Origin of the sequence: Streptomyces sp. AC555_RSS877, assembly GCF_019049245.1 — a bacterium.
GTDB lineage: Bacteria > Actinomycetota > Actinomycetes > Streptomycetales > Streptomycetaceae > Streptomyces.
Map to the genome: position 1 here is coordinate 113,462 of NZ_JAGMUK010000003.1, position 23,501 is coordinate 136,962.

Genomic DNA, 23,501 nt, shown 5'->3' on the forward strand with positions numbered 1-23,501 from the left:
GTTACGGCTCGTCTCGTACGGGCGCGAGCCTAGCCGTTTGCGCCGTCAACAACCGGTGCCTGTGGACAACGCGGCCCACGTGCCGACCTGTGGACAACGCGCCCGACCCCGCGGGACCGGCGGCTCAGTCCAGGTCGTCGAAGGCGTCCGCGAAGTTCAGCTCGGCCATCTCGGGTATCGCCGAGGCCGACGGTGCCCTGGAGGGCTCGACGGTTCCGGTCCCTCCTGCTCGAGCGAAGTCGCGAGCGGGGGAGCGCGGGGCCAGGTCGTCCCGTCGGCGTCCGGCGTCCGGATCGTGCACGTCGCGGTGGACGACGACCCACACCGTGATCTCGCCGCGGGTGTTGTCCCGTACGCCCCAGTCGTCGGCCAGCGCCGTGATGATGTTGAGCCCACGGCCGCCGTGCGCGGTGACCGAGGGCGTGGCCGGAGCCGGGCGGGTGGGCCCGCCGCCGTCCGTCACCTCGACCGTGAGTCTGCCGCCCGTGTCCACCCGCCATGCGGCCCGGACGTCGCCGTCGCCGGCCAGGGCGTCGCCCAGCGGTCTGCCGTGCTTGCACGCGTTGCTCAAGAGTTCGGAAAGAATCAGCACGGCGTCGTCGATGACCGTTTCCGACACACCGCCGCTGCGCAACTGGGTGCGCATGCGGTGCCTTGCCTTGCCCACGCCCGCAGGGCCATGGGGTACGGCCATGCTCGACGACGCGGGCACTTCCTGTGCCACCACCAACGCCACCCCCGAGACCTCCTTCGCCCCACGCCACGGAGTGGATGCCCCCTTGGCCTGTACCGGAAACCGGCCACTCCGCGTCCGAAGACGCATTCGCAACGATCGAATACGGACCGAACGCGCCGGAGCACTCCCTGTAGCCGTATGGCTGGATTTCGACGGTATGGCCGAGATCGGAGGATGAGGCCGGTGGGGCTGCCGGGTCAAGAGTCGTGCGTCACACGCGCGTGCGTCAGCGTCCGATCCGGCCCAGGACCGCGCGCGGACGGTTGGTGATGATGGCGTCGACGCCCAGGTCGACACAGAGATCGACGTCCTCGAGCTCGTTCACCGTCCACACGTGCACCTGGTGGCCGGCTCGCTTCAGACGCTCGATGTACGCCGGGTGATTGCGCACAATCCGCATCGACGGGCCCGCGATCCGCACGCCCACCGGCAGCCTGCCGTCACGCAGCCGGGGCGAGACGAACTGCATCAGATAGACCGACGGCAGCGTCGGAGAGGCGGCCCGCACCCGGTGCAGCGAGCGCGCCGAGAAGCTCATCACCCGCACCGGCGAGTCGGCCGCGTCCGCCGGGGCGTCCAGCCCGAACCGCTTCAGCAGCACCAGCAGCCGCTCCTCGACCTGCCCCGCCCACCGCGTGGGGTGCTTGGTCTCGATCGCCAGCTCCACCCGGCGCCCCGCGTCGGCGACGAGCTCCAGCAGCCGCTCCAGGGTGAGCACGGAGGTGTCCTCGCGGTCCTCGGGGCGGAACTCCCAGTCGGGCTCCTCGTCGCGCGTGCGCCAGAACTCCCGGGTCTTGCGGGAACCGAAGTCCAGGGCGGCGAGATCGGCTAGCTCCAGCGCGGAGACCGCTCCGCGGCCGTTGGACGTACGGTTGACGCGACGGTCGTGGACGCAGACGAGATGGCCGTCAGCGGTCAGCCGGACATCGCATTCGAGGGCGTCGGCGCCGTCCTCGATGGCCTTCCTGTACGCGGCCAGCGTGTGCTCGGGGGCCTCCTCCGAGGCTCCGCGGTGGGCGACGACCTGAATCCGGTGCTGTCGTACGTGGGTCACCGCGTCATGGTGCCACCGCATGGGGGTACGCGTGCGAACGGAGGCCTTGGGATTGCGCCCCGTATGTCCCTCATGCCCTATATAAAGAATGGCCGCAGACCCACAGGCACCGCTTATGGTGCTCTGACGGCCTGTGGGAAAAGCTGACGGCATACAAAAACACAGGCACGAACACATGCACAGCTGCATCGCGCCGGACCGTCGACCAACGCGAAGCGTGAAGCGCGTGACCCCAGTGCGACCGACAACAACAGCCGTGGACCGAGGAGAGAAGCTGTGAGCACCGAGAACGAGGGCACCGCGGTACCCCCCGCCCCGTCCGCACCCCCCGTGCCGGTGGATGCTCCTACTGCTTCGGCGCGCCAGGAGCCCGCCGCTCCCCACGCGGGCGCCCCCACGACTCCGCTCCCGCCGTCGTCGCCGAGCGCCTCCGGTGCCCACCAGGAGCAGCAGCTGGTGCACGCGGGCCAGGCCCCCGCCTACGCCGCGGCCGGCCCCGGCGGCACTCCTCAGGACGGCTCCGCACCGCAGGGCGCCTGGCCGCCCCCGCCGCCCCCGGCCACCCCGTCGTACGCCGATCCCGGTTCCGGCGGCTCCCCGTACTCGGACGGCGGCCCAGGCAGCGGCTCCGGCGGCGCGGGAGACGCCTGGGGCGCCGCCTACCAGCAGCCCGAGCCGAAGCCCCGCAGTGGGCGCGGCGGCCTCGTCGCCGCCGTCCTGGTGGCCGCGCTGGTCGCGGGAGGTCTGGGCGGCGGTCTCGGCTACACCCTCGCCAAGAACGACGACAACAGCTCCTCCACCACCGTCTCCGCCTCCGACAGCGGCGGCTCCGTCAAGCGCGACCCCGGCACGGTCGCCGGCGTCGCCGCCAAGGCGCTGCCCAGCACCGTCACCATCCAGGCCGAGTCCAACAGCGGCGAGGGCGGCACCGGCACCGGATTCGTCTTCGACACCGAGGGCCACATCGTCACCAACAACCACGTGGTGGCCGACGCGGTCGACGGTGGCAAGCTCACGGCGACCTTCCCGAGCGGCAAGAAGTACGACGCGGAGGTCGTGGGCCACGCACAGGGCTACGACGTCGCGGTCATCAAGCTCAAGAACGCCCCCTCCGACCTCAAGCCGCTCACCCTCGGCGACTCGGAGAAGGTCGCGGTCGGCGACTCGACGATCGCGATCGGCGCCCCCTTCGGCCTCTCCAACACGGTCACGACGGGCATCATCAGCGCGAAGAACCGCCCGGTCGCGTCCAGTGACGGCACCGGCAGCAACGCGTCCTACATGAGCGCCCTGCAGACCGACGCCTCGATCAACCCCGGCAACTCCGGAGGCCCGCTCCTCGACGCCCAGGGCAACGTCATCGGCGTCAACTCCGCGATCCAGTCCAGTGGCGGCGGCCTCGGCGGCACCAGTCAGTCCGGCTCGATCGGCCTCGGCTTCGCCATCCCGATCAACCAGGCCAAGTACGTCGCCCAGCAGCTGATCAAGACCGGCAAGCCCGTCTACGCCAAGATCGGTGCGTCCGTCTCCCTGGAGGACGGCACCGGCGGCGCCCAGATCACCGAGCAGGGCGCCAGCGGCTCCGACCCGGTCGAGTCGGGCGGACCCGCAGCCAAGGCCGGCCTCAAGCCCGGCGACGTCATCACCAAGCTCGACGACCGGGTGATCGACTCCGGCCCCACCCTCATCGGCGAGATCTGGACCCACCAGCCCGGCGACAAGGTCACCATCACCTACGAACGCGGCGGCAAGACCCACACGGTCGAACTCACCCTCGGCTCCCGCACAGGCGACAGCTGACCCACACCGCCCCACGCCAACCGTTACTCTTGTCCCGCGCTGCCGGTGGCGGCAGCGCGGGGTGGGTTGCCCGAGCGGCCTAAGGGAACGGTCTTGAAAACCGTCGTGGCAGCGATGTCACCGTGGGTTCAAATCCCACACCCACCGCAGCAGGTCAGAGCGTTGCAGGTCAGAAGGGGTGCCACTCTCCGGAGCGGCACCCCTTCTGCGTGCACCCTGTCTCACCCTGACTCGCCCATATCTCAGCTTTGACCAGTGCGTATGGGCCATCTGTGGGCCAGGATCAGGGCTGCTCCCCCTCGTCGAGCGCGCGGGCGATCAGGCTGTTGGAATGCTGCTGACCGCCCTTGAGGATCTTCGCGTAGAAGCGGTACAGCACGGCGATGCTGTGGCCGGCGCGTGCGGCGACCTCCGCCGGGTCCACCCCCGACTTGATCCAGAGCGAGATTCCCGCATGCCGCAGGGAGTACGGCACTGCCGCAAGCTCGGATTTCACTTCGTTGGGAGTCAGTACCGCTTTACGCGCTCTCTCCCACATGGCGCAGTATTCGGTGGAAGCCACGCGTCCTCCACGTGCTGCTCGGAACAGCCGGCCGTCGTCGGCGGTGCCGTACCGGGTGGTGTGCTCGCGAAGTAGATGCACGAGAACAGGCGGGATGGGCACGGTGCGCGTTGCGCCGCTTCTGCGCCGCTTGAGTCCCCGCTTCTCGTATGACGTGCCCTCGTCCGTCCAGCCGCCGCCAACCTCCGGGCGGCTCTCCCCAAGAAGCAGTTCACCCCACTCCTTGACGGTCTCCGGGGAGTTGGGCGGCAAGGTGCAGTCCGACTCCTTGAGCGCGACGATCTCACCGGGCCGCATGGCTGCGTAGTAGAGACATCCGAAGAACGCGTGCAGGTGCTGACCGCGCGGCCCGGAGTCGCGGACCGCCCCGAGCAAGGCGCGTGCTACATCCGGGCCAGGCACGTACCGGAAGTCAATCTCGTCGTCGCTCTCGGCCGGTGTCCAGTCCACACGGGGCAGGGGGTTTGCTGTGAGCAGCCCTTTCTCCTCAACCGTGTAGCGCAGCACGTTACTCAGCACCATGCGCTTGCGCCGGGCCGTGTTCTCGGCAGCTTTGCCGCCGTCCAGCCGGAGTGAGAGCGCCTCCAGGGCGGGCCGTAGCAGCGCCGGGTCTTCCAAGTCCTTGACCTTGATGGAGTGGGCAGCAATCCACTCCAGGGCGGCTCGGATTTCAGTGGGTGGCTCCTCGACGGCATGGCGCGACACCCAGTGCCCTTCGGGACCACGAACAGCCCGGAATGCCCACTGATACAAGGCGGTGCGCAGTACCGCGGCACGGGGCGCTCCCCGCTTGCTGGTGACGAGCACAGGGGTCACGACAGCGAGCGATTCTGCGATGCTCGCCCGGTGCTTAGCCGCAGCTCGCGGCCACTTCATCAGTACGTAGCCGGTGACGTGTTCGTACCAGGATGGGGAAGTGCGAGCCCTCAATTCGCCCGCGGGCAGGCCCGTTTCCTCGTCGAATTGCTGGTGGTCGCGGAGAGCGGTCATCAACTCCGATCGGCGCCCCTCAGCTTGTGGCTTGAGCTTGAAACTCCGGGAGTGGGGACGCTCACCGACTCGCCAACGCAGTTCCCAGGGCTTCGGCCGGCCGGTGCGCTTGCGGATGGACCAAATATCGACGTCGTACGTGAGCATCTCTCTCCAGACAGAAGGAGGGGCCCGCGCTGAGCGCGGGCCCCGGTGAAACGATCGGATTTACGCGGCGTGCTGCTCGCAGCGCTCCCACCACGCGTCAAGGTCAGTGCGATTGACGCGGAGTTGGCCGTTGGGGAGCTTGTGAATGCGGGGGGCTTGGCCGCGTGCGCGCATGCGATAGAACGCCGCGCGGCTCATCTTGATCTCTGCGAGGACTTCGGGGAGCTTGAGCTTCTCGGGGCGAGCCACGTTGCGACTCCTCGTCTTGAGGCTTCTGGGGGATCCGCAACATCCGCCACGCCGCAACATTGCTGGTCAGCGGCTTGAATCTGTGGCGGATGCCGTTTCTGTTGCGGATAGGTCCCGCCTCGCGGGGTGGCGCGGCGGGACCTTCTGGCATGGCTGGTCAGCCGACGATCCGGAGTTGGCGTGTGTCGGTTTCCGCGGACATGTGGCGGCTCTCGGAAGGGGTATCCGCCACAGATTCACCCTCGTTGACCTGCGGTGTTGCGGCTGTTGCGGATGTTGCGGATTTCTGGGGGTCGGGGCGGCAGTAGCGGTTCCACGCGTCGGTGAGGTCTTCGGCGTAGTAGCCCTTGGGGGTGGTGCTGCCGACCCGGATGCCCTTGGGCTTGATCGGGGTGTTGTCGGGGCGCACGTATTGGCTGAGGAGCTTGGACAGTCGGCGGGCGGTGAGTGCCTTGATGGCCTGTCCGTCCTCGCTCATGTCGGCCCACGGTGCGTCGTCGAGGGAGAGGAGGACTTCGAGGATGGCCGCGGTGGGCATCTTGTCCACGCCGCAGAACACCTTGTCGCGCAGGTCGGTCAACAGCCGCACGCCGAGGGAAGCTTCGTCGTTGCTGCTCGCTGACTTGATGAGTTCGATGCACGCTGCGCGGGCCCGTGCGGGCCAGTGCCCGCCGGCCGCGTCGGCGACCGCGAGCAGCGGTTCCCACACGTCGGCCGGCCGGTCGGTGACGCCTTCGGGCATCTCGGGCCACGCCTCGGCGACCTGGTCGTGCAGGGTGGCGGTCCAGTCCGCGAGGCGGTCCCGCAGGACGTGGCCCTGCTTCTCGTGGACGCGGCGCCGGTAGGGCTCGCACTTCTCGTTGGGGGCCTTCTTCCGCATGCGGATGATGACGGACCTGGTCAGGATCGTGTCCGGCAGCGTGCCGAGTCCGGCCATGGCGACCGCGCAGAACGAGGGGAAGAAGCCTGCTTTCTGGTCGGATCCGTCCCCGACGCAGCGCAGGGACTTGGCGCCGCGCCGGTATCCGGAGTTGAGGAACCCGCGGACTTCCTCGTTCCCGCCCGCCTTGGGACCGAAGACGGTGTCGATCTCGTCGAAAAGGAGCGTGGGTGTGCCCTCGTCTGCGGAAACGAGCCGGAACAGGGCGTTCGCGGATGCATTGACGGTGGTCGCAGCGCGCGGGGTGAGCGTCTCGATGATCTCCAGCGCCCGAGACTTCCCGGAACCGGGTTCGGGGCTGAGGAACGCGATGCGGGCAGTGCCGTCGAGGGCGTCCATCAGGTGCGCGTGGGCGTCCCACAGGGCTACGGCGACGTAGGCGTGTTCGGTGGGGAAGACGTTGAAGCGGCGGTGGAAGGCTTCCACCTCGTCGAGCAGCGCGGCTCCGTCGATGGACGGGCCGGGCGTGTTGGTGCTGGTCATGCGGCGGTCCTCCCTTCCTGGGGAGTGCGGAGCGGGCAGGTGTCGCGGTGTGCTTCGTGGTCGGCGATCAGGGCGTGCACCTTGCCGTGGCCGATGGCACTGCGGTCACGGCCGCACAGGCATTTCGAGGTGGCCGTAGGGACGGCGCCGCGCGGGGCGACGATGTGCAGCCACGCGACGGGGTACCGGCCGTCGCCCCGGTGCGGGTCAGGGAGAACAGCAGTGGGGACGCCTTCGGCGACGCCCTTCGGCTCGCCTACGGCCTGCTCAGGCGTGGCCTGTTCGGCGTCCTGCGGGCCGGTCGTGGCTGTCTGCTGGCCTTCCAAGGGGGGATGGAGTGGGGTGTTCATGCCGCATCCCGGGGCCGGGCTTTGCGGATGGAGCTGTCCAGGGCGCTGCGGATCGTGGCGCGGCACTCGGCAGCGGTGAGCCCGCGTGCCTCTCCCGCCCCTTGGAAGGCTCCCTCCACCATGTGCCGGGCGATGTCGCCCCACGCGACGAAGCGCCCCACCTTGAAGGCGGACCGGTTGAGCGTGATGTTGCCCGCCCCCTCCGGGGCCGCCAGCACCGTCCGGCATTCGCGTTCCAAAGCGGCGGTGGCTGCGCGGCTGCCGCTGATCGTGGGCCACGCGAACGGCACGACCGGCCGGGGCTCGGGCTCCTCCAACAGGCAGACCATCCATGCGGGCAGCTCCGCGACAGCCATGTCGTCGGTGACGGCGTACGGGCCGGCCGGGGTGATGCTGCCGGCGCCGACGACGTAGCCACCCCATCCGCGGGTGTCGACCAGCGGGGCGAGACTGCCCGCGGTGTTCCCCAGTCGGACACCGGCCGGGGCGGCGAAGTACAGATGTCCTCCGCCGCTCGCGGTCCGGACCTGGCGGGTGGCAGGGACGGGCTGTTCGGTGCGCTCGCAGAGCGCTCCAAAGGTCGCCGCGCCGCAAGGCGCGTCCGAACTGCCCTTGTGCTTGGGCAAGTCAAGGTCGACGACCAGGAGCCCGGAGGGGCCGGTGGCGATGCCGACGTTGAACGGAGCCCGTGCCCAGGTGGCGCGGATGAGGTCCGGGTTGGTGGTGGCGCGCTGCTCCCATTTGCGGTGCCCGTCCTCGCACACCCCGGTCCGCGTGCAGGCGGCTTCTCCATGAAGCGCGGGCCGCTTGGTGCCGGGGAACAGGGGGAAGACGTGCCAGCCGCGCTCAGCGGCCGACAGGGCGGCGGCGAGTAGTTCCTCTCGCCTGTCGTGGTGGGGATGGGTCATCCTGGGGTCTCCAGTTCCTTTGATGGATGCTGGTTGGCAAGGGCGGCCCCGCTTCATTGGCGTGAGTGGGGGGCCGCCCTTGGCGTAGCTAGGTGCTCTTGGAGCGGGCGAGGCGCAGGGTGATGCCGCCGACGCCGATGGGTCCGGCCGCGGCGGCGATGACGGTGAAGGTGTGGGCCGCGGCGTTGAGCAGGAAGCAGATGGCGGCGACCAGCCCCCAGCCGCCGGCAACGACCGCGCCCGCGATGGCGAACGGGACGACGATGCGCCGCCACTGGAAGGCGGGCGGGGTGTCGTTGACGACGAACACGACCGGCTGTCCGGTGGCCTGCGCGCGCTGGTAGAGGTCGGCGGGGATGTGCGGGGCTATCTGGCCGGGCGGGAGGTGCTGGCTCATTTCTGGCTCCCTCGGGGTGTGCCGCGGGCCCGCGCCGACAGGTGGCGCGGGCCCGTGCGGGGTGGGTGTGTGCTTGTCGCGTTGCTTGTCGTCTCTCTTGTCGTGCGGCTTGTCGTCTGGCTTGTCGCTTGTCTTGTCTTGTCGCTTGTCGCCTCCCAGGTCACAAGCCGTTTCCGGGCTTCCAGGACCCGGCAAGCGACATGTGGTGAAGCGGGGGCGACAAGCGACAAGTGATCAGGCGTCGGACGCGTGGGAACGGTGGATGTAGCGGGCTTTGGTGCCCTCGCCGACCCGGACGGCGGTGCCGTCCTGCACCCACGTTTTCAGCCAGCCGACGACCGTCTGACGAGTCGTGCCGTACGCGTCTGCGAGCGCGCGGGCGATCGCGGACGCCCCGGTGCCTGCGGGGCCGGCGGCGAGCAGCGCGGCGAGCGCGGCCTGTTGGGCCGGGCTGTCCTGCTCGCCCCGCAGCGCGGACAGGTTCAGTCCGGCCGGATGATCCGGCCCGTCGCCCTCGTCGGCGGTGTGCGGGTCGGGTGCGGTGCCGAACTGCGCGTCGATCTCCTCACGGAACCGGCGCGCCAGCTCCTCCTCAGCCGACTCCGGCTGTGCACTGTTCAGCGCGGATAGCCGCAGCGTCCCCGCAGCGCCCGTCGACCCGTCGCCAGCATCGGCGTCCGTTGCCACCTGGTCGCGCATCCATGCGGTGCGCTCCGCGTCCCAGCGCCGCGCGTAGGCGGGGCCGGCTGCCTTGGCGGACACGTCGTCGAGCACGGGGTGCCGGTCGGAGGTGGCGGCGATGATCTCCCGGATCTGATTCGGCAGGATCCGCCACGCCTTGAACAGCGCGGCCGGCGACTCCGGTGTTCCCATGAACCCGGCGCCCTTGTGCGGGGCCTGATCCACGCGCAGGCCGCGGGTGCCGGGGAACATCTTGCTCAGGTCCATGCCCTCGGTCTCGCCGCCCGTGAGGGCGACGCGGACCTTGGCTTCCCGGCGGATCATCAGGTTGCTCAGCACGCTGCCGGTCGCCCCGAGCGCGGTGAGCACGGTGCGCACGCCCATGGCACGGGCGATCCGGATCACTTCGAGGATCTTTTCCCCGAGCTTGCGGATCTGCCGGTCGGGGCTGGCCAGGATCTCCGCGCCCTCGTCGATCACGAGCATGATCTGAGGAATCCGCGGGCTGATCGGCAACAGGTCCGTGTTCGCCTTGGACAACAGATCCTGGTAGCCCATCTTGCGCTGCTTGGCCACCCGCACGGCCGTATCCAGCATCGTCATGGCCTCGTCGAACGTGCCGGCGAGCCAGTCGATACCGGGCCGCACGGGCTTGCCGTCCTCCCGCACGATCTGTCCGTTCAGCGCGGGCAGCACCCACGGCAGACCGGCCGACCCGGCGTTCAGGTCGATCACCCACGTCAGGACGTCGTCGGCGCGGGCGAACCCGGCGAGGATCGCATGCACCATGTTCGTCTTGCCCGAACCGGTCGGGCCCACGATCAGAGCGCACTGCTCGCGCAGGTAGGCGAGGATCTGGGAGGCGTTGGTGCGGTAGCCCCACGGAATGCCGGTAAGCACGGACAGGGTGCTGTAGTCGGCGGGGTAGGTGCGTTCCTGTTCCAGGACGTTGACCGTGGTCACGTCGATGATGACCCGGCCCTGGTCGATGCCGGGGGAGGCGGTGGCGGTGCAGCCGTGCGGCAGACGCGCATCCGCCGACAGTCGCGCGGACTCACCCGCGATCTTGTTCCAGGTGGCGCCGCCGGGCGGGAGTTCGGCGTCGATGGAAAATCCGGCACCGGTCTCCCACATCTCCACCCCCAGCACCCGCACGGTGATGGAGCACACGCGCTGGATGCGGTCGACCCATTCCGCGGCGACCGCGCGGCGTTCTGCGGACAACTCCGCGGCGATCTGCCGCTGTTCGACGGCGATGGCCTCCTCTTCCCGCGCCTCCTCATACAAGGCGCTTGAGCGGGCGGCGGCGCCGATCCCGACACCGATCGTGGCCAGCGATCCGAGGGCGGCCCAGGTGAGCGGCCCGGTGGTCATGGCCCATGTGGTCCACCCGGCACCGACCAGCCAGGAGGCGGCGCGGGTGGCCAGGGTGCGGCCGGCGCTGCGCAAGCGCAGCCCGACCACGGTGTGTCCCAGGGCGCCGGCCGCGCCCACGGCCAATGCCCATCCGGGCGGCATGGCGGTGGCCGCTCCAGTGGCGGCGACGGCGAAGGCTCCGGTGGTCGCGGACAGGGCGCCGGTCACGGGTCCGTGACCGGCAGCCCAGTCCAGCACCGGGCCACTGCCCTGCTGCTGTTTGGCGGTGGCAGTGCTCATCTCAGACGTTCCAACCCTTCTCAGCCTCGGGTCCGTTGCGGGGGTCCTCGTGGCGAGCGATGTCCTGCTCGTGCTGCCGGCGGAAGATCGGGCCCATTTCCTCGGCCACGGAGACCGCGGCCATCACCGCGCCGAAGCAGTCCCGGAAGGTCTCCGCGACCGCCTTCTCCAGCGGGAACTCGTTGTCGGAGCGCTCACCGAGAATCTTCATCACGTTCGCCACGCTGGTCAGCGCCTCCGGAAGACCCTCGATCATGGCGAGGATCTCCATGGCGTTCTCGGGGTCGTAGGAGTTGGCGGCCTGCTCCATCTCGGCAGCGGCCTCTTCGAACCGGAAACCAGACACGTGCTCTCCTTCACTTACCTCGGGTGTGGTGTGGGTGGGGACCATGACTGCGGGCCGCTGCACGCTGTCCGCGATGCCGTCCGTGCCGTCCTGCTCGGCCTGCGCATCGGCGGCCGCCTCCCGCTCGCGCAGGGTCTTGCGCGTTGACTCGTCCCGGCCCGCGCGCTGCCCGCCCGCGGTCTGTGCCATCCGGCGGAACAGGCGCCGACCAGGATGGATCAGGGCAGGAAGGCCGAACTTGCGGCCGATCGGGCTGGTCAGAAAGCCGAGCAGCCCGACCGGCAGTGCGAGCAGCGCGGCCAGCAGACGGCGACCGTGGAAGCGGGCCGCGGAACGGCGAAGCGCCTGGCGTGCTGCCTTGCGGGCCGGGGCCTTACGGACCTGCCCGCGCTTGGCCGCGATGGTGCCGCCGGTTTTGGCGTCGCGCCGGGCACGCTGCTTGGCAACCGCAGCGTCCCGCGCGATACGCGCCTTACGGGCCGCACCACCCATCAAACGGCCCGACAGACCAGGACGCTTGCCCGACCGTGCGTTGCCGGCCGCGGCCTTAGCGTTGCGCCGGGCGTCAGCGACCGCACGTCGAGCGGTGGTGGTCTGCATCCGCTGTCCGCCGCGCGAACCCGCCGCGGCCTTCTGTGCGGCACGCAGCGCCTTGACCTGCCCGACCCGGCCCGCAGCCCTACCCGCGCTCGCCGCGTGCCTGGCCGCGCCGTGGCCGCCCTTGCCCTGCGCCTTTTTGCTGGTTGCGGCGCTGCGGTGACCAGCGTTCGGGCCGGTGCCACGGCGGTGCTGACCAGGCACCTTGCCCGACCGGCCACCGGAACGACCAGCACGAGAGCCAGCAGAACGGCTCCCGGGCCCGCCGCGGGCGCCCGAAGCGGCGCTCCGTAGCCCTGCGGCGCGAGCAGCATTACGGCCGGCAGAGCGGGCCGCGGCCCGCCGGGAGTCACGGCGCGGGCCCGTCTTGCGGGAGCGGGTGGCGGCGACCGTGCCGAGCACGACCATGCCGGTAGCGGCCACCGCCGCGGCGATCGGGCCACCGGCCAGGGACGCTGCGGCGACCGCACCCACGGTGCTGTTCGCCCCGGACAGGGCGAGCGGCACGATGGGCCACCCGCCGGGCGTGTGCTCCACCTCCTTCACCTCCTTTGCCGCGGCGGGCGGGATGTCGGGAGGCGGGGGTGGTGTGATCGGGGCAGCCGGTACGGCTACCGCCTCAGTGCTGAGTTCCGTCATGCTGTGAGCACTCCTTCAGGGGAGTAGGGCCCGGCCAGTTGCTGTAGGAGGCGGTGGCCGGGCCCGCCGAAATCAGGGCGTATCCGCAGCTCAGTGAGTGCGGTGCGGGTGGTGCGCGGCGATCTCCCGCCAGCGCCGGTTGTCTGCGCTGTCCGTGCGGGTGAGGCTGACGCGGAAGTCGCAGCCGGGCCGCGTGCAGCGGTGCGTGGTCGTCGACCAGGCGCCGATCACGCGGAACAACAGACTGGAGAACGTGGCCACGCAGGACAGGCAGCAGGCCAGCAGCAGCGAGACGGGCACGCCGTAGCCGGACAGCTGCACGCCAATCACGATGGCCAGAGCCGCACTGACGACGGCGGCGCCCGCGGTGAGGGCGCGATAACGTGCGTCGTTCACTCGAACTCCCTTACTGAGGTGGGATGTTCAGGCAGCGCACCGTTCCTCGGGGTAGGCGCAAGGCACGCACATGCCCAGCGAGGTAGGGATGACGTATCCGGCGTCAGTGCGGCACTTCGGGCAGGTGCGGCGTGCGCGCATCGCGCACTCCAGTGCCCGCCGCTTACCCGGGGTCATCGGCCGGACCTGCTTGGCCTGGTCGAGCCGGTAGAGGTAGGCGACCAGCGGGCCGCGCCGGTAGCGCGGACGCAGCACCTGTGCCGCCACCGGCTGACCACCAGGGCGCAAGCCTCGGGCACGTAACTGCCGACGGGTGGCATAGCCGTCCGGGGCACACCGCCACGGGAAGGTGGGAATGCCGTGGCGGGCGCCGGTGGGGTCAAAGCACTTGCCGTACGTGTACGACACCGTCGACTCCCCCACTCAGCCGGCGATCGCGGCGGGAAGATCGGCCAGGTACGGCTCACGGGCCTTGACCCGACCGCGCGCGGTGCGGGCCGTCGACTCCGACGCCCCGAGGCCGACCTGCGCCATCGCCTGCGTCATCCGCGCGGTGCTCGGCTGCGTGAAGTCGGTGCCGTACAGCGCCCGCACCAACTGATCCACCCGGTTCGGGTAGACCACCGGCGCGCACAGATCGACGGCCGTCGACCCCGCGTCGACGGGGCCCGCATCCGGAGTGACGGGCGTCGACGCTACGGTGACGCCCTGCTCGATTGCGGGCCGTTCCGGCAGCGCCTCGGCAGCGCGTGCAGGCTCGGCGGGCGGGGCGGCCGGCGGGCGGTCGACGCTCACCATGACGGGCGTCGACGGTGCTTCGACGCCCGGCGACGGCGGGTTGACGCCCGTCATCGCGTGCCGGGCGAGGTAGGCGTGCACCTGCCGCATCAGGGCGCCGAACGCGAGCAGGGCGGCGATCGGCGGGACCGCGGCCACCACATAGTCCAGGGCGCTCGCGTCCGCGCCGACCCCGGCCACATTCAGCGCGATGGAACCCCCATCGCCTGCCGTGACCAGCCCGATTGCCCACCAGTCCACCCGGTGAGCGAGCGAGGCACGCAGGATCAGCAGCTCACCGATCACGATGAACAAGTCCACGGTGGCGGGCCAGGCCCACGAACGAGCGACCGCGTCCGCCATCCCGTGCTGTGCGGCGACCTCCTGCAAGTGCTCGTAGGAGAGCCAGAACGCCGCCGCGGTGAGCACCACCGTGAGCACCCCGGCCACCGTGGTGATCGCACCATCGACGTTGACGGGCGTCGACGGTGCGTCGACGCCCGTCGACCGTGCGTCGACGCGGGCCGCGGCACTCATGCCGCACCCGCTTCCACCGTTGCCTGCTCGTACGCGGCGTAGACGTGGAAGTCGACGCCGTAGGCGGTCGCGTTGAACTCCAGCGACGCCCGCTCGCCGAGGCGGTCGACGCTCACCAAGGCCGCGTCGACGCCCAGCGCCTCACGCCACGCCTCCACCTTGCTCGGGCTGTCGAGCTGCACACTCAGCTCCCGCGGCCCGTGCCGGCTGATGGTGAAGTAGGCCGCCGGCAGGTTCGGGTGACCGACCGCGAGACCGGCCAGGCACGTGATGACGGCCGCCTGCGCGGCCAGGCTCTCCGCACTCACGCCGCCACCCCCACACCGGCGGCGCAGGGCACGTTCCGCCGACGCTGGGAGCTCCGCCGCGCCCGGCGCACAACCGGCTGCAGCTTGAGCGGGCTGCGCCGCAGCAGGAACTCCGCGTACGCGGCGGCCTCCGGGTCCGTGGTACGCAGGTCCGCAAGGACTTCGCGCGCCACGTCCAGCCGCGCCGACCGGTCCTCCTCGGACTCCTTCACGGCCGGACCGGCGAACAGCTCCAGATCGATACCGAACGCAAGCTCCGCGAACTCAGCCGCGGTAACGGCTTCATGACCAGCAACGATGCACCTCATGGGTCGTGACTCCTTCACAGTGGGAACGGCCCAAACAGCGGCCCTGGTGTTCGAGCACCGGGGCCGCGCGCCGTTGGAAACCAGAACTCCCGGCTCCCCTCAGCCCCGCCCGTACGGCGCCGCTCACAGAGCGGCCCAGACGGGCGGGGGAGGCAACCGGCCGCAGCGCTAGCCGCTGCGATGGCAGGAAGAGGGCGGACCGGATCGGCCCCGAGAGCGTGTGCTCCGCTCAGGGACCTTGATGTCGTACTGGCGCCGCCTGCCGGTCCATCACGGCGGCGCCCACCGATGTCGTCGGTGCACTGGGATTCCTCTCGGGTGAGATCAACGGGGATGAAGCACTGCAAGGGGGATCGAATCCCCACTCTCCGGCCGTTGCTCGCGGTCACCGGGCCACCTCGCCAGTACGGGCCGAAACCCTGTTCCACCTGGCCTTTAGCGGGATTGCAGCGTCCCCGCCCTATGCATTCGTGCAGTGGTTCTGGATCCGTTTGAGTCCTCTTACGGACGCGTCAAGATCGGGCAACTTCCCAGGTCAACGCCCCAGGAAGGTGAGCGACCTAGGTCGCTTGCCGCTGTTGTAGAAGCTACCTAGGTCGCTTTGGGTCGTCAAGGTAGTCCGCAGTCTGATTTCAAACGACCTAGGTCAAGTACTCTTTCGGGGTGGACTCACAGCCGAAGAGGAAGCCCAACGCACGCGAAATCGCCGCCAGGATCAGAGACGAGATCGCCACCGGGACGTTCGGCCCCGGGGACCGTCTTCCCGGCGCTCGGGCCTACGCCAAGAAGTTGGGTGTAGCTCTGATGACCGTGCAGAACGCCTACGCCCAGCTCCAGGAGGAGGGGTTGGTGGAAGGCGTCTCGGGGAGCGGCACCTACGTCCGCGACCCTGCCCCCGGCGAGCAGGGGCCCCGCGAGGCTGCCCAGCGCCTGACCGACCTGCAAGCCGAGGTCGCGCGCGTTTCGACCGAGCTTGCCGGCCTTGTCGAGCGCGTCAAGCAGCTGGAGGCGGTCGTGGGCCCCACCAAGGAGGAGGCCAGCGCCTAGCGTCTCTCGCGGTGCCTTCGTCGTCATGCTTATAGCGTGTCCCGGCGAGCGCTCCGTGAGTACGTACTCCCGCCGCCCCCGCACCGAACTAATCCGAACTTTGGCCGTTTGGCGGGGTGTTGGCCGTGCGTCGGCGCCTGCAAGACTGGCTGCATGGCTGAACTGAACGGAAAACCCGTCACCCTCGACGAACTCCAGAGCCTCGCCCTCACGAACTATGGACACTTCACGTCCATGCGCATGGAGGACGGCACCATCCGGGGCCTGTCGCTTCACTTGGACCGCTTGGTGCGGGACTGCCGAATCGTCTTCGGCGTTGAGTTGGACCGCGAGCGGACGCTGAGCTACATCCGGAAGGCAGCCGAAGGCCTCACCGGTGCCGCTGGTCTCCGCGTCACGGTCTTTGACCCCGCGATCGACATGGGACGACCCAGCGACGCCAAGAACCCTCACGTTCTAGTGAACTTGCGGCCGGCGGGCGTCATGCCTCCGCCGCCACTCACCGCCAAGTCCTTCACCTTCACTCGCGACAGCGCGGCAGTGAAGCACATTGGTCTCCACTCGCAGCTCCGGATTCGGCGTGACGCTCAACTGGCTGGATTCGACGATGCGGTATTCGTTGAGCCGGACGGCCGTGTCTCCGAGGGCGGCACGTGGAATCTCGGTTTCGTCGACCAGGACGGGACAGTCATCTGGCCGGATGCCCCTGTGCTCCCCGGTACGACGATGCTCCTGCTCCAGAGCCTTGACGCTCCCAAGCAGGTCACTGCCCCGGTTCAGCTCGCCGACGTCCCGAACATGGCCGCGGCATTCGCCACCAACACCTCGATCGGCGTGCGCTCTGTGAGCGCGCTCGACGACGTGCAGTTCCCGCAGAACCACCCCGTGCTCGCCGCACTGCGTATCGGCTACGCCGGAATTCCCGGCGACCGCCTGTAGACGCATGCCACCGCCCCCTCAGGGGCGGCGATTCACGACAGAGGTAGCCATGCCACTCGTTACGAAATGGACCGGACGTGAAGTTAAGGCACTGCGTGAGGCCGTACGGATGAGCCTCATGGAGTTCTCCGAGAAGCTCGGGGTGTCCGATCGAATCGTCTCTCGGTGGGAGGGAGACGGCGAGCAAGCCTCTCTTCGCATGGTGAACCAAGCGGCCCTAGACACCCTGCTCGCCAAGGCTGACCAAGATGCCCAGGGCCGATTCGTCGGCATCCTCGCGACCGACGACGTCCCCGCCTACTCAGTCATTGAGCCCGATGAAGACCATACGAGCAGCGGCGATTACGTGAAGCACCCCGGCGACGGAAAGCTCATGGCGCATGTTCCGGAAGGAATCTTCCTGGCTGGGGAAGGCGACGACCCCGTGTGGGTGGACGAATTCCACATAGACACGTTCCCGACGACCAATGCCGACTACGCGCGGTTCTGCGCGGCCACTCGGCGAGCTGTGCCGGCTCACTGGGAAAACGGCCGATGTCCCCGGGAGCTGTACGACCACCCTGTTGTGCACGTGACTTGGCGGGACGCCCACGCGTACGCGACTTGGGCGGGGAAGTCTTTGCCGACAGCCGACCAGTGGGAGAAAGCAGCGCGTGGCACCTCAGGGCGCACCTTTCCGTGGGGAGATCAGAAGACCGCCGCCAAGTGCAATGTCAGGGAGACCGGCGTAGAGCGCACGACATCCGTCTCCCGGTACCACAGCGGTGTCTCGCCCTACGGTGTCTACGACATGGTGGGCAACGTGTGGGAGTGGCTCGCCACGTCGACCACTCCCGGTCGCTACGAACTACGCGGTAGTGCCTTTACGAGTCCTCTGTTCCGCGGACTTCCAGCCATCCCCAACGACGCCAACGACACGATGCACGACGATGACACCGGGTTCCGCTGCGCGGCGACGCCGGAGCAGATGGAGCCTCGCAAGCGATGACGAGTCGGGTCCTCGGCCGTGATTGCGGCTCTGGACGCAGCTAGATTAAGCCGCAACCCTACGCAGGATCTGTATATCGATCACTTAGAGATATAAGTTCACGAAGTAGCGCGAAGTGTGCCGCTTGTTGTCTGTCGACTGAGAGCAGGAGCATGCGGCTTACGACCTCTTGATTTCCCAAAGCGGGAGGTTTGACAGTCTCGCGAACTAGAAGCGAAAGAAGTTCAACTAGGTCATGCCCCTGAAGTAGATCGGCGGCAGGGAAATCCGCGGAACGATCTTTAAGATCCTCTGCCTTGTGTTGCAGAACTTCACGATCAGGCCAGCAGGAATTCGCTTGCAGCCATCGACGCCAAAGGTCCTCCCGGTCGAAAGTGAATCTCTTGCGCTTATAGCTTACGCATGCAGACGCAGATACCCAGGCCAGATTTTTCCCGGATGCCGAATTGGTGGCTCGCATGAAAAATAGTTCTTGTAGCACTGGTTCAAGTGTGTCCATGACCGCCCTCGCGGTGAGCCCGAGGGTGTCATGCAGGCCCACGGACAAGTACTTGGTGAGGGTCGCTTCGTTCCACGCGTAGGACTCGACGCAAGAGTAATCCGTGTACCGAAGATATTTGGCCCCCTCTCTTTTATTGTCAAGTACTTTGTCCGAGTCGGTATCTACGATGCAGCGCACAGGAAGGTCGATTTCGGGAATCTCATTCTCTAAAGCAGATGCCAGAGCGATTACACGCCCCTTAGCTCCGTTGTCAACCCCAGCGGCAGCGACAATATCGGCAGGCACATGCACGCTATCAATCTCGTACACGTGAACGCGCGCTTCACCTGTTAGGTAGTCGAAAAAGACCTTATCCGTCCTCCCTTCGACGTACAAGGCAAAAAGGTCTGGCTCGAATCGGTGGATTGCGATTACTTCAGAAATCAGTCTGCGCTCAGAGAATCCCCCCTGCATTTGCTTACATCCCTCCGCCTTGGTTGAGGGTTACCACGTCTTCGCTGTGTGCAGAGAGGAGCTCAAATGAGTGACTTGCCATGGCGAGTTGAATCCCGCTATTGAGAGTGCACTCTAGGAGTGAATCGACCAACCTTCGTTGCCATTTGATATTTAGGGAAATTTCAGGTTCATCAACCATGAAGAGGCACGGATTTGCTCGTGCTGCCATTACGTTGCAGAAAATTGTAAGAAGTTGTCGTTCGCCGGATGAGAGCGACCGCGTCGGCAAGTGGTCCCCGCTTTCGTACTGGACCATGAACCCGCTCTCGGCGTGAAAGAGAACTTTCTTGTCTCTGTAATACTGGTTCAGAGTAGACAAGAAAGAGTAAATCGTGTGCACCGTAGTCTGTTGTGCTTTGAGCCTAGCGTCAACCCCGTCAAAGTAGGGCTCCAATACGTGAGCGGCCAGCTCGATGTCCCTGTCTGCCATAGACCAGATCCGTTCCCGAAAATGATCCGTAGGAAGAGGCGGTTCCAACCCGAACTTCACATGCTGTTCGATGCGGTCCTCCAAGCGGTTCACCTTAGTCACCAGGGCGCTCCTGATTTGATCAGGCGAATTACTCTGTTCTTTTTGCTTCCCACTCCCAATGCGATTTAGGAGATCGAGGTAGATCGCATTAACGTTGGTTGTTCCGGAACTGGTATCCGAGCGGAATTGTGCATCGGCCCATTGGCCTGCGCGCTGTATCGCTGACGCGAGGTGACTGTCAGATAGGGCTGAATCCAATCCCAGTCGGCGGTATGGCATTACCTGAATCCCTTTTTTCTCGTCCTCCCGCCCCTCGGTCATTTGCAGGTATTCATCAGCCAACTGGTCGCTGTCTAGCTGCCTGTCATCTGTCAAAGTGTATGACTGGAGGCCGATTAGCTGGTCGTATACATTATTCAAATTTTCTTCTGCTTGCACATCTCCTTTTGCCTCCATTGGCGGAATGATGCCGAAAGAATTAGCGACGTATAGCCGCTTTATAACGGTGGTCTGGCCACGGCAAATTCTGAAAGTAAAGTCGCGCGATGAGGGATCGCTCCGTTCGACCCGCAACGAATTCCCGTTAGAAAAATTAACGTTGACAAATTTAAAGGGAACTCTAGCGATCGCACTTTTATGCCCCCTCTTCGTTGATCGTGACAACAGATGATGGAGTAGAAACAAGATTGTTGTTTTGCCTGTGCCGTTATCGCCGTACAGAATGAAAAGGCGAGGGTTTAGGCCGCCTCCGTCTTTGGGCAATCGGTATTCGTATTTGCCGAACAGTGAGGAGATTTCCACCGACTCGACAAAGACGGCATCTTGACCCGGTAGTGGTTCTGGCATTACTTCGCCTCCGTCGTCGGCAGCAAGGTCCGAATCATGATAGGCGCGCATGTGGCGAGTTCGTCGGGCTTTGAGTGAGTTGTCGGACTGGCCTGTGCGGTGTCGCGAAGCACGAAGGAGGTGCGCTACGCGAGCTTGTGTGGTCTCTGTTGCTGCTCCCTCCGAGGGAGTCCACAGCCTCCAAGGGCGTCCCCGGCTTGCCTGAGCTGCGCAGGCAGGCAGGCTGAACGCGTGCGGACGTTTCATGGACCAAGATCGGACAGCTCGCAATGCGCTGGTCTCGACTCCAACTGGTGAGCGCGACGGGCGAGAGCCATGCCGGGCCCTACGGGGCCTTGTGGGCCATGTGTGGGCCAGTTGATCGCCACGAGGCTCATGGCGCGGCGTTTGCGCCGATCAGACGCCGCACGGCCGCTACTTGCGCGACGCTCTTGAAAACCGTCGTGGCAGCGATGTCACCGTGGGTTCAAATCCCACACCCACCGCAGTGAACGGCCCCTGACCAGGTGAAATGGTCGGGGGCCGTGGTGTTGGGTGCTGTCCGTGAGTGTGAGTGGCCGGTGTTCCCCGCGGCTCATCGGGCCGAAGGGGCGCCCGGAGCCGGGTGCCCCTTCGGGCCTGACGCGCTGCCTACGACGCCGCCCGCAGCAACCGCAACTGCCCGATCTCCGCCGCGTTCTTCATCAGTTCGGCGTTCGCCCAGGCGAGCATGTCGGCGACCGTGTGCTCGGGGTCGTCCTGCCAGGGGAAGGGGGCCGTGGCGGACAGGTCGGTGTCGGTGAGGCGGGTCAGGGCGGTCAGCCAGGCGGTGCGGAGGTCGCGGAGCCACTGGACCGTGGGTTTTCCGGCGCCGGGCCAGGTGACGTCGGTTCGGGCGCGGGGCGGGCGGCCCTCCACGTGGTCGAGGGTGACGCCCCACCACCAGCCGATGTGCCAGCTCAGCCAGGCGATGGTCGGCACGGGGACGGGGTCCGGTTCGGTGTCCGCCCAGTCCGGCAGCCAGGTGCCGTCCGGGGTCCGGCGTACCGTCCAGCAGTGCGCCGGTTCCCACAGGAAGTCCTCGGGTTCGAGCCGGTCGAGATGGTATTCGAACAGCGCCCAGGTGAGGTCGAACTGGCGGCGCAGCAGGTCGGATTGGGAAACGGTCACCGGGCGACACTGGCACACCGGCAGCCCGGCGAGAAACGGGATTTTGAGGGCTAGAGCTCGTAGTCCCGCGCCAGCTCGTCCCACGCGATGTCCCGCAGCGCGGCCTCCGCGTCGCAGCCCGACGGCACCTGCGTCGTGGGCTGGAACCAGACGACCGTCAGCGCGGAGCGGTACACGATCGGGTCGTGGTCCGGGTGCAGGGCCGCGGAGCGGAAGGAGCCGACGCACGCCACGGAGGGCAGGACTTCCACCGGGCCGAAGCCTCCGGCGTACTGGTCGGGGTACTCGCGCGGGGGCGGGACCAGGTGCACGGGTGTGGTGGGGAAGGTGCGCTCGCCGTCCCGCAGCAGTCCCTTGATCCTCATCTCGTTGAGCGGCTTGCACGGGTAGCCCTCGAGCATCCCGCCGTACGTCGAGGACAGCCGCAGCTCGGAGAGGTCGAGCGAGCGGCCGGAGGTGAGGACCACCCGGGTCAGGGACATGGTCGGCACTCTAGGGCGGTCGTGCATCGTGCTCCCGTGAATTTCGGTTCCCCGTGGCTCCGGGGGGCTTGCTGGTCACTCATGCGCCCTGTCCGTCACGGCCGGTGTCCTGTCATCCGTGCCGCCGACGCGATCGTCGCGCGGGCCTCGCGTTCGCTGAGGCCGGTGTTCAGTGCCGCGTCGATCAGGGGGTCGACGAGGGCGGGGCCGATGCCGTCCTCGTAGGCGCGGCAGGCCGCCCAGAACAGGCGGGTGTTGCGCTGGCCCTCGTGGGCGGCGAGAACGAACTGGACGAGGCCCTGGCCGTGCCCTCCGGTCGACGGAGGCGTGGGGTGGTGGCTGCGGGGCGGCGGGAGCAGGAGGCGGAGCAGCGCGGGCGGACAGGCCGCGGGGGCGAGGTGGGCGGTTCCGGGGGCGGTGGCGTACGTGCCGTGGTCGGTGCGGGAGCCGGGGCCGACGAGGTAGCCGCCGGCGCCCCGGATGTCGATGCCGGGGGCGAGCCGGCCGGCCGAGTTGGGGACGACGACGTCGGGCGGGCCGCTCAGCCAGAGGTGGCGACCGCCGCTGGGGGTCAGGACGACGACGGTGTCGGGGATCGTGAACAGGTGGCGCAGGGCGAGTTCGCGCAGGGCGGCCGAGGAGTCGGTGTCGGACTTGGTGTCGAGGTCGACGCCGATCAGGTGGTGGGGCGGGAGGCCGCACGCGATGCCGTAGCCGGTCGCCCAGGGCGCGGCGGTGAACAGGTCGCGGATGCGTGCCGGGTCGGTGGTGGCGTCGTAGACGCCGTGGCCGAGGCGGCCGCACTCGCCGTGGCAGATCGGAGCCGTGGGGTCGTCGCGGTGGGGGGAACGCAGGGCCGGGAGCTTCGTCCGGGACAGGGGGATGACGGCCAGTCCGCGTTCGGCGGCTGACAGGGCGTGCGCGAGGGCCAGCGTCGTGGCCTGCCGGTCGGTGGTGGCCATGCGTCTATGTTCGTACGTATGTTCGAAAAAAGGAAGAGGCTGCGAGCGTGGCGCGCCGAGTGGGGCGAAATGGCTGGAAAGGTGCGGGAACACTCCTCTCTGGCCTGACTTGGGTGGAGATAATAGAAATCGTCGCGAGATAGCGCGTTATGTCACTAATAGGGGGTTATCGACATGCCGTCATGCTTGAGGGCGAATTGCTGCTTACAGGACGATTCGCCAGGGTTTCGGTGGGCAACTCTGATCTCGCGACGTCGTGCACCAGCATCGAGGTGGTCGGCCAACTACCCCGAAAAAAGCCGTACTTCACGTACGACCGGCTCCGCAGCCGGTACGTGCACTGTTCTGGAGGAACAACATGGCAAGCATCAGCACCGCCCGCGTCGTCGCCGCCGTCTCCGCCCTCCCGCTCGCCGCCGCCTCTTCACCGGCGTCGCGACGGCGGACAACGGCGCCTTCGCAGGCGACGGATCGAACGCGGGCGTGGCGACCGTCGACGGCAGCGGGACCGGGCTCGACAACCACGGCAATTCGTCCACCACACAGCAGCAGGCGATCGGCTCCGGGGCCTCGAACCAGAGCAATACCGCCCTGGTCAACGGCTCAGCGTTGACCGCCGTCAACCAGGGGAACAACAACACGTCCGTCAACTTCACCCCGCTGTGGTGGTGATCTGAGGGAGCCGGCGCTCTCGACGCCGGCTCTCCGACCTCCCGTGCAATGGGTGCTCTCTGGGGGGATGAAAGGCGTCTGCGCGG

The 23,501-nt window shown here is 67.7% G+C and carries 24 protein-coding genes, 1 tRNA gene and 1 pseudogene; 6 read left to right on the plus strand and 20 right to left on the minus strand.

The annotated features are described in order from the left end of the window. Positions 1 to 124 precede the first annotated feature (124 nt). Both KUM49_RS02345 and KUM49_RS02350 read right to left on the minus strand, forming a co-directional pair. Positions 125 to 823, minus strand: coding sequence for an ATP-binding protein (locus KUM49_RS02345; protein WP_217234946.1), 699 nt, complete (start codon positions 821 to 823; stop codon positions 125 to 127). Between the two features lie 139 nt (positions 824 to 962). Next, positions 963 to 1,790: a glycerophosphodiester phosphodiesterase gene (locus KUM49_RS02350; protein WP_217234947.1), complete on the minus strand. Its 828-nt coding sequence runs from the start codon at positions 1,788 to 1,790 to the stop codon at positions 963 to 965. Positions 1,791 to 2,066: 276 nt separating this feature from the next. Between KUM49_RS02350 and KUM49_RS02355 the strand changes: the two genes are divergently transcribed. Together KUM49_RS02355 and KUM49_RS02360 are read left to right on the plus strand one after the other, a co-directional pair. Continuing rightward, a complete protein-coding gene (locus KUM49_RS02355; RefSeq protein WP_217234948.1) occupies positions 2,067 to 3,590 on the plus strand; it encodes a S1C family serine protease in 1,524 nt (507 codons plus the stop codon). Between the two features lie 60 nt (positions 3,591 to 3,650). Further along, positions 3,651 to 3,737 (plus strand) — tRNA-Ser (locus tag KUM49_RS02360). Between the two features lie 136 nt (positions 3,738 to 3,873). Here the strand turns inward: KUM49_RS02360 and KUM49_RS02365 are convergent. The 13 genes from KUM49_RS02365 to KUM49_RS02425 all read right to left on the minus strand — a co-directional run bounded on the left by KUM49_RS02365 (position 3,874) and on the right by KUM49_RS02425 (position 14,861). Next, complete coding sequence (locus tag KUM49_RS02365) at positions 3,874 to 5,289, minus strand: tyrosine-type recombinase/integrase (protein ID WP_217234949.1); 1,416 nt, start codon at positions 5,287 to 5,289, stop codon at positions 3,874 to 3,876. Positions 5,290 to 5,349: 60 nt separating this feature from the next. Then, positions 5,350 to 5,538 (minus strand): helix-turn-helix domain-containing protein, encoded by a 189-nt coding sequence (locus tag KUM49_RS02370; RefSeq protein WP_217234950.1) that lies wholly within the window; start codon positions 5,536 to 5,538, stop codon positions 5,350 to 5,352. Between the two features lie 157 nt (positions 5,539 to 5,695). Continuing rightward, on the minus strand, positions 5,696 to 6,961 hold the full coding sequence (locus KUM49_RS02375) for a DUF3631 domain-containing protein (RefSeq protein WP_217234951.1): 1,266 nt from the start codon (positions 6,959 to 6,961) through the stop codon (positions 5,696 to 5,698). Further along, positions 6,958 to 7,311: a hypothetical protein gene (locus KUM49_RS02380; RefSeq protein ID WP_217234952.1), complete on the minus strand. Its 354-nt coding sequence runs from the start codon at positions 7,309 to 7,311 to the stop codon at positions 6,958 to 6,960. Before KUM49_RS02380 ends, KUM49_RS02375 begins: the two co-directional genes overlap by 4 nt. Beyond that, complete coding sequence (locus KUM49_RS02385; RefSeq protein ID WP_217234953.1) at positions 7,308 to 8,219, minus strand: bifunctional DNA primase/polymerase; 912 nt, start codon at positions 8,217 to 8,219, stop codon at positions 7,308 to 7,310. The genes KUM49_RS02380 and KUM49_RS02385 overlap by 4 nt, the downstream gene beginning before the upstream one ends. An 88-nt stretch (positions 8,220 to 8,307) precedes the next feature. Then, on the minus strand, positions 8,308 to 8,616 hold the full coding sequence (locus KUM49_RS02390; RefSeq protein ID WP_217234954.1) for a hypothetical protein: 309 nt from the start codon (positions 8,614 to 8,616) through the stop codon (positions 8,308 to 8,310). Between the two features lie 234 nt (positions 8,617 to 8,850). Then, entirely contained in the window at positions 8,851 to 10,953 is a 2,103-nt protein-coding gene (locus KUM49_RS02395; protein WP_217234955.1) for a hypothetical protein, read from the minus strand. 1 nt (position 10,954) lies between these two features. After that, complete coding sequence (locus tag KUM49_RS02400; protein ID WP_217234956.1) at positions 10,955 to 12,535, minus strand: hypothetical protein; 1,581 nt, start codon at positions 12,533 to 12,535, stop codon at positions 10,955 to 10,957. Positions 12,536 to 12,625: 90 nt separating this feature from the next. Beyond that, the gene (locus KUM49_RS02405; protein WP_217234957.1) at positions 12,626 to 12,931 is read right to left on the minus strand and encodes a hypothetical protein; all 306 of its coding nucleotides are present in this window, start codon (positions 12,929 to 12,931) and stop codon (positions 12,626 to 12,628) included. A 27-nt stretch (positions 12,932 to 12,958) separates the two neighbouring features. Next, positions 12,959 to 13,339, minus strand: a complete 381-nt coding sequence (locus KUM49_RS02410) for an RRQRL motif-containing zinc-binding protein (RefSeq protein WP_217234958.1) — start codon at positions 13,337 to 13,339, stop codon at positions 12,959 to 12,961. 15 nt (positions 13,340 to 13,354) lie between these two features. Continuing rightward, positions 13,355 to 14,245 (minus strand): DUF2637 domain-containing protein, encoded by an 891-nt coding sequence (locus KUM49_RS02415; protein ID WP_217234959.1) that lies wholly within the window; start codon positions 14,243 to 14,245, stop codon positions 13,355 to 13,357. Beyond that, positions 14,242 to 14,553, minus strand: coding sequence for a hypothetical protein (locus tag KUM49_RS02420; RefSeq protein WP_217234960.1), 312 nt, complete (start codon positions 14,551 to 14,553; stop codon positions 14,242 to 14,244). The genes KUM49_RS02415 and KUM49_RS02420 overlap by 4 nt, the downstream gene beginning before the upstream one ends. Next, entirely contained in the window at positions 14,550 to 14,861 is a 312-nt protein-coding gene (locus KUM49_RS02425) for a hypothetical protein (RefSeq protein ID WP_217234961.1), read from the minus strand. Before KUM49_RS02425 ends, KUM49_RS02420 begins: the two co-directional genes overlap by 4 nt. Positions 14,862 to 15,524: 663 nt before the next feature. Between KUM49_RS02425 and KUM49_RS02430 the strand changes: the two genes are divergently transcribed. From KUM49_RS02430 to KUM49_RS02440, 3 genes are all read left to right on the plus strand, one after another. Further along, a complete protein-coding gene (locus tag KUM49_RS02430) occupies positions 15,525 to 15,908 on the plus strand; it encodes a GntR family transcriptional regulator (RefSeq protein WP_217234962.1) in 384 nt (127 codons plus the stop codon). Between the two features lie 153 nt (positions 15,909 to 16,061). Further along, positions 16,062 to 16,847: an aminotransferase class IV family protein gene (locus KUM49_RS02435; protein ID WP_217234963.1), complete on the plus strand. Its 786-nt coding sequence runs from the start codon at positions 16,062 to 16,064 to the stop codon at positions 16,845 to 16,847. Positions 16,848 to 16,965: 118 nt separating this feature from the next. Beyond that, entirely contained in the window at positions 16,966 to 17,835 is an 870-nt protein-coding gene (locus KUM49_RS02440; protein WP_254400613.1) for a formylglycine-generating enzyme family protein, read from the plus strand. A 58-nt stretch (positions 17,836 to 17,893) separates the two neighbouring features. Here KUM49_RS02440 and KUM49_RS02445 read toward each other — a convergent pair whose 3' ends face one another. From KUM49_RS02445 to KUM49_RS02465, 5 genes are all read right to left on the minus strand, one after another. Continuing rightward, on the minus strand, positions 17,894 to 18,790 hold the full coding sequence (locus KUM49_RS02445) for a hypothetical protein (protein ID WP_217234965.1): 897 nt from the start codon (positions 18,788 to 18,790) through the stop codon (positions 17,894 to 17,896). A gap of 4 nt (positions 18,791 to 18,794) precedes the next feature. Beyond that, positions 18,795 to 20,201: an AAA family ATPase gene (locus KUM49_RS02450; RefSeq protein ID WP_217234966.1), complete on the minus strand. Its 1,407-nt coding sequence runs from the start codon at positions 20,199 to 20,201 to the stop codon at positions 18,795 to 18,797. Positions 20,202 to 20,780: 579 nt separating this feature from the next. Further along, positions 20,781 to 21,299 carry a DinB family protein gene (locus tag KUM49_RS02455; protein ID WP_217234967.1) on the minus strand — a complete coding sequence of 173 codons (519 nt, stop codon included), beginning with the start codon at positions 21,297 to 21,299 and terminating at the stop codon, positions 20,781 to 20,783. Between the two features lie 50 nt (positions 21,300 to 21,349). Continuing rightward, on the minus strand, positions 21,350 to 21,781 hold the full coding sequence (locus KUM49_RS02460) for a hypothetical protein (protein ID WP_254400614.1): 432 nt from the start codon (positions 21,779 to 21,781) through the stop codon (positions 21,350 to 21,352). 95 nt (positions 21,782 to 21,876) lie between these two features. Next, positions 21,877 to 22,743: a bifunctional DNA primase/polymerase gene (locus KUM49_RS02465; protein WP_217234969.1), complete on the minus strand. Its 867-nt coding sequence runs from the start codon at positions 22,741 to 22,743 to the stop codon at positions 21,877 to 21,879. Between the two features lie 358 nt (positions 22,744 to 23,101). Between KUM49_RS02465 and KUM49_RS02470 the strand changes: the two are divergent. Then, positions 23,102 to 23,415 (plus strand): annotated as a pseudogene (locus tag KUM49_RS02470) (hypothetical protein). The last annotated feature ends 86 nt before the right edge of the window (positions 23,416 to 23,501 follow it).

Excerpts from the sequence above, each read along its gene's own strand:
- KUM49_RS02345 (WP_217234946.1), bottom strand. The coding sequence starts at position 823 with ATGCGTCTTCGGACGCGGAGTGGCCGGTTTCCGGTACAGGCCAAGGGG.
- KUM49_RS02365 (WP_217234949.1), bottom strand. The coding sequence starts at position 5,289 with ATGCTCACGTACGACGTCGATATTTGGTCCATCCGCAAGCGCACCGGC.
- KUM49_RS02375 (WP_217234951.1), bottom strand. The coding sequence starts at position 6,961 with ATGACCAGCACCAACACGCCCGGCCCGTCCATCGACGGAGCCGCGCTG.
- KUM49_RS02380 (WP_217234952.1), bottom strand. The coding sequence starts at position 7,311 with ATGAACACCCCACTCCATCCCCCCTTGGAAGGCCAGCAGACAGCCACG.
- KUM49_RS02385 (WP_217234953.1), bottom strand. The coding sequence starts at position 8,219 with ATGACCCATCCCCACCACGACAGGCGAGAGGAACTACTCGCCGCCGCC.
- KUM49_RS02390 (WP_217234954.1), bottom strand. The coding sequence starts at position 8,616 with ATGAGCCAGCACCTCCCGCCCGGCCAGATAGCCCCGCACATCCCCGCC.
- KUM49_RS02395 (WP_217234955.1), bottom strand. The coding sequence starts at position 10,953 with ATGAGCACTGCCACCGCCAAACAGCAGCAGGGCAGTGGCCCGGTGCTG.
- KUM49_RS02400 (WP_217234956.1), bottom strand. The coding sequence starts at position 12,535 with ATGACGGAACTCAGCACTGAGGCGGTAGCCGTACCGGCTGCCCCGATC.
- KUM49_RS02415 (WP_217234959.1), bottom strand. The coding sequence starts at position 14,245 with ATGAGTGCCGCGGCCCGCGTCGACGCACGGTCGACGGGCGTCGACGCA.
- KUM49_RS02425 (WP_217234961.1), bottom strand. The coding sequence starts at position 14,861 with ATGAGGTGCATCGTTGCTGGTCATGAAGCCGTTACCGCGGCTGAGTTC.
- KUM49_RS02435 (WP_217234963.1), top strand. The coding sequence starts at position 16,062 with ATGGCTGAACTGAACGGAAAACCCGTCACCCTCGACGAACTCCAGAGC.
- KUM49_RS02440 (WP_254400613.1), top strand. The coding sequence starts at position 16,966 with ATGGAGTTCTCCGAGAAGCTCGGGGTGTCCGATCGAATCGTCTCTCGG.
- KUM49_RS02445 (WP_217234965.1), bottom strand. The coding sequence starts at position 18,790 with ATGCAGGGGGGATTCTCTGAGCGCAGACTGATTTCTGAAGTAATCGCA.
- KUM49_RS02450 (WP_217234966.1), bottom strand. The coding sequence starts at position 20,201 with ATGCGCGCCTATCATGATTCGGACCTTGCTGCCGACGACGGAGGCGAA.
- KUM49_RS02460 (WP_254400614.1), bottom strand. The coding sequence starts at position 21,781 with ATGTCCCTGACCCGGGTGGTCCTCACCTCCGGCCGCTCGCTCGACCTC.
- KUM49_RS02465 (WP_217234969.1), bottom strand. The coding sequence starts at position 22,743 with ATGGCCACCACCGACCGGCAGGCCACGACGCTGGCCCTCGCGCACGCC.